The organism is Paenibacillus sp. 7516, assembly GCF_002272715.1.
Taxonomy (GTDB): domain Bacteria; phylum Bacillota; class Bacilli; order Paenibacillales; family Paenibacillaceae; genus Paenibacillus; species Paenibacillus illinoisensis_A.
In genome coordinates this window covers 24,299-34,694 of record NZ_NPBI01000050.1, presented here as the reverse complement: position 1 = coordinate 34,694, position 10,396 = coordinate 24,299, and the positions used below count along the sequence as shown (strand labels likewise).

At 46.9% G+C, this 10,396-nt stretch carries 8 protein-coding genes; 1 reads left to right on the top strand and 7 read right to left on the bottom strand.

The annotated features are described in order from the left end of the window. Window positions 1-83: 83 nt before the first annotated feature. On the bottom strand, window positions 84-1,190 hold the full coding sequence (locus tag CHI14_RS29385) for an HD-GYP domain-containing protein (protein ID WP_095293524.1): 1,107 nt from the start codon (window positions 1,188-1,190) through the stop codon (window positions 84-86). Between the two features lie 225 nt (window positions 1,191-1,415). Then, complete coding sequence (gyrA, locus tag CHI14_RS29380; protein ID WP_095293523.1) at window positions 1,416-3,968, bottom strand: DNA gyrase subunit A; 2,553 nt, start codon at window positions 3,966-3,968, stop codon at window positions 1,416-1,418. A gap of 423 nt (window positions 3,969-4,391) precedes the next feature. Between gyrA and CHI14_RS29375 the strand changes: the two genes are divergently transcribed. Then, window positions 4,392-5,330: a YheC/YheD family protein gene (locus CHI14_RS29375; RefSeq protein ID WP_095293522.1), complete on the top strand. Its 939-nt coding sequence runs from the start codon at window positions 4,392-4,394 to the stop codon at window positions 5,328-5,330. 72 nt (window positions 5,331-5,402) lie between these two features. Here the strand turns inward: CHI14_RS29375 and gyrB are convergent, their stop codons facing one another. The 5 genes from gyrB to dnaN form a co-directional block, all read right to left on the bottom strand. Then, the gene (gyrB, locus tag CHI14_RS29370) at window positions 5,403-7,313 is read right to left on the bottom strand and encodes a DNA topoisomerase (ATP-hydrolyzing) subunit B (protein ID WP_095293521.1); all 1,911 of its coding nucleotides are present in this window, start codon (window positions 7,311-7,313) and stop codon (window positions 5,403-5,405) included. Window positions 7,314-7,459: 146 nt separating this feature from the next. Further along, a complete protein-coding gene (gene remB, locus CHI14_RS29365) occupies window positions 7,460-7,708 on the bottom strand; it encodes an extracellular matrix regulator RemB (protein ID WP_095293520.1) in 249 nt (82 codons plus the stop codon). Window positions 7,709-7,721: 13 nt separating this feature from the next. Beyond that, entirely contained in the window at window positions 7,722-8,834 is a 1,113-nt protein-coding gene (gene recF / locus CHI14_RS29360; RefSeq protein WP_095293519.1) for a DNA replication/repair protein RecF, read from the bottom strand. Between the two features lie 54 nt (window positions 8,835-8,888). Then, the gene (yaaA, locus tag CHI14_RS29355; RefSeq protein ID WP_056697580.1) at window positions 8,889-9,104 is read right to left on the bottom strand and encodes a S4 domain-containing protein YaaA; all 216 of its coding nucleotides are present in this window, start codon (window positions 9,102-9,104) and stop codon (window positions 8,889-8,891) included. A gap of 16 nt (window positions 9,105-9,120) precedes the next feature. Then, window positions 9,121-10,263, bottom strand: a complete 1,143-nt coding sequence (gene dnaN, locus CHI14_RS29350; RefSeq protein WP_095293518.1) for a DNA polymerase III subunit beta — start codon at window positions 10,261-10,263, stop codon at window positions 9,121-9,123. Between the last annotated feature and the right edge of the window lie 133 nt (window positions 10,264-10,396).

Sequence of the window (10,396 nt, the reverse complement as noted above, 5' to 3'; positions counted from 1 at the left end):
TTATGCAAGTACTTTTTTTAAAAAAAGTTATAAAGAAAAGAACCACTCCTAATCGAATGGCTCTCCTATATAAAGAATAAGACTTATCCTATAACTTCTTGGATGTATAGCTGCCGCTGTTGCATAAGGTTAATGATAGTTCCCTCCACGGAGACCATTGGACGAGTTGGATGATCCCGATCGGAGAAAATGATCTCGCCAATTTGATTATTGCTAAGTTTAACCCGAATACCATTATGAATTTGTGTGGAACGCTGAATAAAGACATTGACGATGGCAGGATCCAATTTGCCAAATGCCTCGCTTTTGATTTGTTCCAAAACGAGATATGGAGACTGTGCTTTACGATAAATCTTCTCTAGTGTCATGGCGTGGAAAATATCAGCGATGGCAACGATTTTGGCATAGATATGGATCTGCGTGCCGCTCAGCTGTAATGGGTAACCTGAACCATCCACTTTCTCATGATGCTGCAGAGCTGCCAGCCTTGCTCCTTCATTAATGGCCTTGGCTTGTTTCAGAACCTGATAGCCATACTTCGTATGTTGTCGGATCTCTTCCTGCTCAGAAGCGGTTAGTGCAGTAGGTTTATGAAGAATCTGTGGATCTACTTTACTGTTACCGATATCATGGAACAATCCTGCAAAGGCAACCTGCATCCAGTCCTTGGAGGGTAATTCTATCCACTGAGCCAACTGATACGAGGTCATTGCACTCAGTACAGCATGATGATAAACGTAATCATGCTCCTGCATCACTCTTGGGCTAAAAGTCAGTACATTATATTGTTTGAGATGTACAAACAAGGCTTCGAGCTGAGTGCGCAGCTCATAAATAGGTAATTCAGCTGCCAGGGAGGATTGAAAGGCGTTTCTGGTTAATCCCACCATCTTCTCATACTCTTCGTGTAGGGAGGATACTGCAGGGGCTGATACGGCAATACTACCTTTACCAATCTGATCCCCATTTTTCTCGCCACTATTTGAAGTGGCCGCCTTAGTACCTGTACCATTCGTTCCGACTCTTTCTTGTTCGATATCAACTTGGTGAATCATAAAGGCTCTTAGAACTTCTACATCCTTAGGCAAAATAACCTTGCCTTTCTGAAATAGAACGTTACCGCGCACCGTATGTACGTCATTCCCCAGTTTAAGGCCAGGTTTGACTTCAGACAGGGTTATTAATCCCATGTTAATTCTCCTCACTCTTCGTTCTTCTCAATGGTAAACAAGACCATAGTCCCGGTTTTCACGATATTTCCCATTATATTACTCATAAATCAGGCTGTACATCCTATATTCCTATATTTTTATATCAAGGAGAGACTATAAAAAAGGAGCTCCCGAATGGGAACCCCTCTTTTCTTCATATCTAACTTGCACTACTTCATGACTGGGTCATGCTGTAAAGGTATTTTAAACCTCAGAATCAGAATCGTCGCCTTCAGCTTCCGCCTCTATACCTGCGTCTTCACTTGGGCTGACTGCCGTACCTTCTGCATTTCCTGCTTCCAGTCCTTCCAGTAGCTCTTCATCGGGTTCTTCTTCATTTTTGTCAATCCGGCTGACTGTGGCTACGGCATCTTCATCACGAATATGGATCAGCTTCACACCTTGCGTATAACGACCCATCGTGGAAATGCCCTCCATACTCATGCGGATCAATGTACCACTCGACGTGATAATCATCAGATCCTCTTCCGTTTTAACCATTTTGAGACTGACTACCGCACCATTCTTCTCTGTAACGTTAATGGTTTTAATCCCTTTACCGCCACGAGTCTGCATACGATAATCGCTGACAGGGGTACGTTTACCGTAACCTTTGGCTGTAACAATCAGAACATCAAGCTCCTGATCGACAACATCCATACCAATGACAACATCGCCCTCATCCAGCGTGATCCCTTTTACCCCGGTTGCACTCCGTCCCATGGAACGAACATTACCTTCCGAGAAACGAATAGACATTCCGTGTGAAGTACCCATGATGATCTCTTGCTGTCCATCTGTGAGTTTAACCTCTATGAGAGCATCATCATCACGCAAGGAGATCCCGATCAGACCACCTTTGCGGATATTGGTATAATCCTCAAGCGGTGTCTTCTTCACTACACCCTGACGGGTAGCGAAGAACAGATACTTGTCGCTCTCGAATTCCTGCACCGGAATCACGGCGTTAACCGACTCTCCCTGTTCAATCTGAATCAGGTTGATAATCGGTGTTCCACGAGCTGTACGTCCAAGCTCTGGGATCTCATAAGCTTTTAGACGGTATACCTTACCCTTGTCCGTAAAGAACATGAGGTAGTTGTGAGAGTTGGTTACAAATAGATGCTCGACAAAGTCGGTATCCTTGGTATCCATGCCCACGACTCCACGTCCGCCACGCTTCTGACTGCGGTATGTCGATACCGGCAGACGCTTCACATAGCCCGTGTGTGTAATGGTGATAATAACCTCTTCACGCGGAATCAGATCCTCATCGAGGATACTTTCTTCCCCAATGGTGATTTCTGTACGACGATCATCACCGAAGCGCTCACGAATTTCTTGCAGCTCTTCACTGATAATTTCAAGTACCAGATGCTCATTGGCCAAAATCTCGCGATACTCCGCAATTTTGACCATAAGCTCGTTATATTCATTTTCAATGCGTTCCCGTTCCAGACCTGTAAGGCGCTGCAAACGCATATCCAGAATCGCTTGAGCCTGGTCATGACTAAGCGAGAACCGCTCAATTAACCCTTCTCTGGCTGCGTCTGTATTGCTGGAGGAACGAATCAACGCAATAATCTCATCGATATGATCCAGTGCAATGCGCAAACCTTCCAGAATATGTGCACGGGCTTCCGCTTTTCTCAACTCGAATTGTGTACGTCTGCGAATAACCTCAATCTGATGCTGCAGGTAGTGATACAACACTTCACGCAGGTTCAGGATTTTGGGCTCCTTATTCACAATTGCAAGCATATTGATACCGAAAGTCGACTGCATTGCCGTGTGCTTGTACAGATTGTTCAGTACAACACCCGGGTTCACATCTCTGCGAAGCTCAATGACAATGCGCATGCCGGTACGGTCGGATTCATCCCGAAGATCCGTAATACCATCAATTTTCTTGTCGCGAACCAACTCAGCAATTTTCTCCACCAGTCTTGCCTTATTGACCTGGTAAGGAATCTCGGTAACAACGATACGTGCCTTGTTGTTATTTTCCTCGATGTTCGTTTTGGCCCGCATTGTAACAGAGCCGCGGCCTGTCTGGTAAGCCTGACGAATTCCAGAGCGTCCCAGAATATAACCGGCCGTTGGAAAGTCTGGACCATGAATGTAATCCATCAATTCCATGGACGTAATATCCGGATTTTTAATCATAGCCTGAACGCCGTCAATCACCTCTCCCAGGTTATGAGGAGGGATGTTCGTTGCCATACCTACCGCAATCCCGCCGACGCCATTGACAAGCAAGTTAGGAAAACGAGCAGGTAAAACAACAGGTTCGCTCTCTTCACCGTCATAGTTCGGTTGGAAATCGATCGTATCCTTGTTGATGTCTCTAAGCATCTCCATAGCAATCTTGGACAAACGTGCCTCCGTATAACGCATGGCTGCCGCCATGTCGCCATCGACGGATCCAAAGTTACCATGTCCATCAACATGCATGTAACGCAGGGAGAAATCCTGTGCCATCCGTACCATCGTTTCGTATACGGCAGAGTCACCGTGCGGGTGATACTTACCGATAACTTCGCCGACGATTCTGGCTGATTTTTTATGTGGTTTATCGGGTGTCATGCCTAGCTCTGACATTGCGTACAAAATACGCCGGTGAACCGGCTTCAATCCGTCACGTACGTCAGGCAGGGCACGGCTAACAATGATGCTCATCGCATAATCCATAAACGATTCACGCATCTCGACGCCAATATCCCGATCTTTAATCTGCGAGTTCATTTCTTCCGCCATGCTGGACCTCCTTCTTGTCCTTCAACAAACGTTCCATTCAGTCATTAAAATAGTATATGTGAAAAGCCTAACAAGGCTAAAACCGCGCAAGAACGCTACTCTTTATTATATTACTTTCACAAAAGTTACACAATTAAACGTCCGCTGGGTAATAGCCTTTCTTCCGGGAACTTTAAGCAGTCTGGGGATTAGCCCTGCCTTCCTCTCCGTTTACACATACAATGCTAGAAAAGCGGCATATGTACTGCGTGTATTAAGGCTGGTGCCGTTCCCGTTCTACGTCCAAACTAGCAATTGTGCAGCCAAACGCACAAAACGTCATATTTCTCTATTATACCACTGATATCATCTCTTGTCCTTTGATTTCTCCGTACTGCTGCTCTTAGGAAACTTTGATAAAAACAAGAAAGGACTGGTGGCTTCTTGAGTATCCAGCGTGTCTCCAGCAAATGGACCAAAACAGTTGTGTTGCAGCGCAGCCGTACTGTGAATGAATATATCCCTGTCACAAGGAAATACGATCGCCAAACTCTTGAACGGATGACCGAACTGTTTGAGCTCAATTATATTAAGCCTGACCATGGGACCTACGGTAATGGGGTAATGCGAGTAAAAACAGTCCACTCCTTCAGTGAACCTCCAACCTCTGATCACTCCAATGCAGAGGAGGACATTACTGACGAATCCTCTCTTGCCAAATCCAACTCACAGGATCTGGAGACTTCCTCACTCCGGGTTACATCCTATCAGCTCCAATATGGCACGAAACAGGAGTCTTATTCGACTCTTGAGGGGCTCCATCAAGCTCTGGAAGAGCGAATTCAGGGACACCTTTACCTTATTCAGCAGGGCATCCCTCTCCTCAAATACGAAGATCTGCCATTTGACTTACGCGTGCTCACGCAAAAGAATCTGAAGAACAACTGGGAGACGACGGGCATTCTCGGCAGAATTGCTGCACCGGGAAAAATCATAACCAATATTCATGGTGGCGGGCGGCTGGCCACATTCGAAGAACTGGTTCTCCCCCATCTCCATGCAACCGGATTACAGAAGCTGCGCAGCGAGCTTTACCGACTTGGTGTTCATACTGCTGTTCAGTTGCAAAAGTCGTTTCCAAGACTCAAAGAGATCGGTATTGATATTGCCCTCGATGAAACAGGCCGCCCCTGGATCCTGGAGGTCAACACACTACCTGGTATCTATGCCTTTGGCTTACTGCCTGACAAAGAGGCCTATCGCAGGATTAAACGATATGCAATTGCCTACGGCAGGTTGCCCTCCAACAAAAAGAAAACATCACGTAATGCTGCCAAACCACAAGCATCCTCTTCTAAAGTGAAAAAAAGTCGGGCACGTTAGCCTTTGGATTTCCTGTTTTCAACAGCCCACTAAAGTGAAAAAGGCGCCCAGCAGGCGCCTCTTCCCGTATCATCAGATATCGAGATTTTTTACATATTTCGCATTTTCCTGAATAAAGTCACGACGTGGTTCAACATTATCTCCCATCAGGGTGTCAAACATCGCGTCCGCAAGCATTGCATCACTGATCGAAACCTGCAGCATCGTCCGGCTTTCAGGGTCCATCGTGGTTTCCCACAGTTGTCCGGCATTCATCTCGCCGAGACCTTTGTAACGTTGGACATTGAACTTCGCATTTTCACCGAGACTCGCAATAATTTCATCACGTTCCTTCTCGGAACCGGCATAACGAATCACTTTGTTGCGCTCAATTTTGAACAATGGCGGTTGTGCAATGTACACATAGCCTGCCTCAATAATTTTGCGCATGTAACGATACAGGAATGTCAGCAGCAGGGTCCGGATATGGGCTCCATCGACATCGGCATCAGTCATCAAAATGATTTTGTGATAACGGGCTTTCGAAATGTCGAAGTCGTCACCAATTCCCGTCCCCATTGCAGTGATGATTGCCCTGATCTCCGCATTCCCAAGGATACGGTCAAGACGGGCTTTTTCCACGTTCAGAATTTTACCGCGCAGCGGCAAAATCGCCTGGAAATGACGGTCACGACCCTGCTTCGCAGAACCTCCTGCAGAGTCACCTTCGACGATGTACAGTTCACTGATCGAAGCGTCCTTGGAGGAGCAGTCAGCCAGTTTACCTGGCAGGGAGCTCACTTCAAGCGCCCCCTTACGTCTTGTCAATTCCCGGGCCTTACGTGCTGCTTCACGTGCACGAGCCGCTTGCAATCCCTTTTCCAAAATGCGGCGGGATACCGAAGGATTCTCTTCCAGGAACTCCTGAAGCTTCTCGGCAAACAGTGACTCGACAATTCCGCGTACTTCGCTGTTACCCAGCTTCGTCTTGGTCTGTCCTTCAAACTGCGGCTCAGGAATCTTGACGGAGATAATAGCTGTAAGACCTTCACGTACGTCATCCCCGGACAAGTTACCTGTGCTGTCCTTGATTACACCCGCTTTGCGGGCATAGTCATTAATGATCCGGGTCAATGCACTCTTGAAGCCCGATTCATGCGTTCCGCCCTCATGCGTATTGATGTTGTTGGCAAATGAATAAATATTCTCGGTGTAGTTGTCATTGTATTGCAGGGCAACTTCCACCTGGATATTATCTCTGGATCCTTCAACGTAGATCGGAGTTTCATGCAATACTTCACGCTTTTGGTTCAGGAAGGAGACGTATTCGATGATACCCCCTTCGTACATAAACGAGTTCGTTGCACCTGTGCGCTCATCTGTCAGCGTAAGACCAATACCCTTGTTGAGGAATGCGAGCTCACGCACACGAGTAAGCAACGTTTCGTAATCATATACCGTGGTCTCCGTGAAAATTTCCGGGTCCGGGTGGAACGTAACCGTTGTTCCCGTTTCATCCGTTGTTCCGAGTGTTTTCAGGTCATACTGCGGCGCACCACGGCGGTATTCCTGTTGATACACATGTCCGTCACGTTTAACGGTAACGACCACTTTTTCGGAGAGGGCATTCACAACAGAGACACCGACCCCGTGCAAACCACCGGATACCTTGTATCCGCCGCCGCCAAATTTACCGCCTGCATGGAGCACGGTCATAACAACCTCAAGTGCAGGACGTTTCATTTTGGCATGCTCGCCGACAGGGATACCCCGTCCGTTATCGACGACAGTGACGCTGTTATCTTCGTGAATACTGATCTCAATATGGTCACAGTAACCCGCAAGCGCCTCATCGATACTGTTGTCCACTACTTCCCAGACCAGATGATGCAGACCTTTGGCACTGGTGGAACCGATGTACATCCCCGGACGCTTCCGTACGGCTTCCAGTCCTTCAAGGACTTGAATTTCATTCGCATCATATGACGGTTGATTCATAGACATGCCTTTCACCTACTTCTATAGATTCAATATCGTAAATATGCGTTAACTAAGAATGCATGCTGAATGATCATCTTTGCTTCGTTTCAGCAAGTAGTCCAAACTAAAGACAAGCAGCAGAAGGCATACTATACCCTAACTGTAGAGCTCTAAAGATCAGGAAAAATGTGAGCCCGCTTCTTAAGCGTGGCTGAGGAAATTGGTGAATAGTACACGATATTCTTGGTCACGACAATAGACTTGGCTTCCTCTTCACCGATGCGTTCCACTGTTTTTTCCTGCTCGGCATGCGTGACATACTGCTTGGAGATTTTAGAGGATTTTTCAATCGATATATCAAAAATAGCGACCAATTCGGAAGAACGGATAATTTTCTCGCCGCCCAGATGAATGTACATGTCCCCTCACTCCTTAGCGTTCAACCTGTCCGGCATGAACATGATAAATACTGGCATCTTTGAGCTTGTCAACGTTCAGGCTCTCGATTCCCGTAGCTGTAATAAAGGTTTGCACCTTGCTCTGGAACGTTTCGATCAGCTGCGTCTGACGAAAAGGATCCAGCTCGGACAACACATCGTCAAGCAGCAGGACCGGATATTCTCCGATTTCTTCGTGGATCAGTTCAATCTCCGCAAGTTTAAGGGACAACGCCGTTGTGCGCTGCTGCCCCTGCGAACCATACGTTTGTACTTCCCGGTCGTTAATGAAAAAGGACAGGTCATCCCGGTGCGGCCCACTAAGGGTTGTGCCCCGGCGAATCTCCTGCTCTTTCATTTGTGATAATTTTATCATAAATTGGTCCATTAAAACAGCTTCATCTTCCTCAGCGGCTTCGCTGAAGGATGGAAGATAGGCCAGACGCAGCACTTCTCCGCCTCCGGTGATCCCCTGATGAATCGTTTCAGCCCACTTTTGCAGTTTCTTTATGAATTGTTTCCTTTTTTTGACGATTTTAACACCGTGTTCAGCCAGCTGTTCATTCCAGATCTCAAGCATCGTCTGGGCAGATGCATCCTTGCCCCATAACTGCTTCAGCAGATTGTTTCGCTGGACAAGCACTTTCTGATACTGCTGAAGATGATACAGGTAGCCTGGTGCCACCTGACCGATCTCCATGTCAAGAAACCGGCGGCGTACCCCCGGTGTGCCTTTGACAATCTCCAGATCTTCCGGTGCAAACATGACCACATTGAGTGCACCGACAAAATCGCTTAACTTTCGCTGCTCAAGCCCATTGATTTTGGCCTTCTTCCCTTGTTGCGACAAAGACAGCTCCAAATTGACGGTTCCATACTTTTTGTCGACTTCTGCTGCAAGTCTGGCACGTTCCTCACCGAAACGAATCAGCTCCTTGTCGCGGGATGTACGGTGACTCTTGGTGAGCGCAAGCACAAAGATGGCCTCTGCAAGATTGGTCTTCCCTTGGGCATTTTGCCCGATTAACAGGTTCACTGGACCGAAAGATTCCAGTTTCAGATGTTCATAATTGCGGAACTGCTGCAGATCAATGCTGTTGACAAACAAGCGGTTAACCTCCCTTTTATCCCGTCCGTCAGGAGGCAGCAGGGATCAAACTGTTTATTCTGCGGCAACTTCGAACGCGCCTTCTCCGTCCACCTCAACGATATCCCCAGGGTATAACTTGCGTCCCCGGCGTTCCTCGGGCTCTTTATTCACACGTACAAGTCCTTCCTGAAGCAGGGCTTTGGCCATGCCTCCAGTCGGGATGCAATCTGCCAGTTTCAAAAATTGGTCAAGCTTAATATATTCCGTACGAATCGTTACTCGGTTCACTGGAATCTTCCTTTCGTTAGTTGGTCGTCCGGTAAGGCAAGATGACGTAAAGGCTGTGACTGTCATCCAGCGGTTTCAAAATGATCGGGCTCATGACGCCGGTAAAAGCGATCATCAGCTGCTCACTCTCCACCACTTTCAGCACATCCAGCATATATTTGGAGTTGAACGAGATTTTCAGCGGATCACCGGTGAACTCGGCCGGTTCAATTTCTTCTCTTACTTTTCCCAGCTCAGAAGAGCTTGATGAAATTTCGATCGTTCCGGATTCCATTGTCTGCATGCGCACAATGTTGGTTTTCTCTTCACGCGACAGCAAATAAGCCCGATCAATCGACTCACTTAATTTTTTTGTATCCAAAACAAGTTCTGTTTTGTACGAAGTCGGAATAATTCTAGAAGTATCCGGATATGTTCCGTCCAAAATGCGTGAATAGAACAGGACACGGTCAATTTTGAACAGGACCTGGTTGTCAGCGACTACGATATCCACAAGCGTATTTTGATCAGGCACGATTTTGCTGAGTTCGTTCAGCGTTTTACCCGAAATGACGACATTGTTGAAACGCACTCCCTCTGCATTATCCAGCATTGCTGAACGAGTAGCAAGACGGTGGCGGTCTGTTGCCACAAATTTCAACTCATTGTCGGCTAGGCTCCAGAGTACACCTGTCAGGATTGGAGTTGTCTCATGGGTGGAAATGGAGAATACCGTTTGCTTCACCATGTTTTTAAGCAGATCACCTGGAATGGATACCGTTTGGTTCTCTTCAATGCTTGGCAATACCGGGAATTCCTCCGGATCCAAACCTACGAGCTGAATTTCGGTAGCACCTGCCGAGATGAAGGTGTTGAAATTTTCTTTGACCTCCATGTGGATTTCCTGGGATGGCAGTTTCTTGATGATCTCGACAAAAAACTTGGCTGGCAGTACAACACTACCTGGTTGTTCAACCTGAACTACGCTTTTATCTCCCTCTTCAAGCGGGATAAAGGATTGAATCGATATATCCGTGTCACTTGCTGTCAACGTCACACCTTGATGATTAACGTCGAATTTGATCCCGCTCAAGATGGGGATTGTCGTACGGCTGGAGATAGCTTTGGATACATGCTGGATGGATTCGTTCAGGTAGCTTTTCATTATGCTGATTTTCATGGTTTCACTCCTAGCGGATTTTTTGGCTGTTTGGGTATTGAAAGGTGTTAAACAAAAGGCCGAAGGCCGAGCTTTAAACGGCGTATTTGGAGATGATATCTTTTAGATCTTTTTAGTAATAATAGTAATAGGG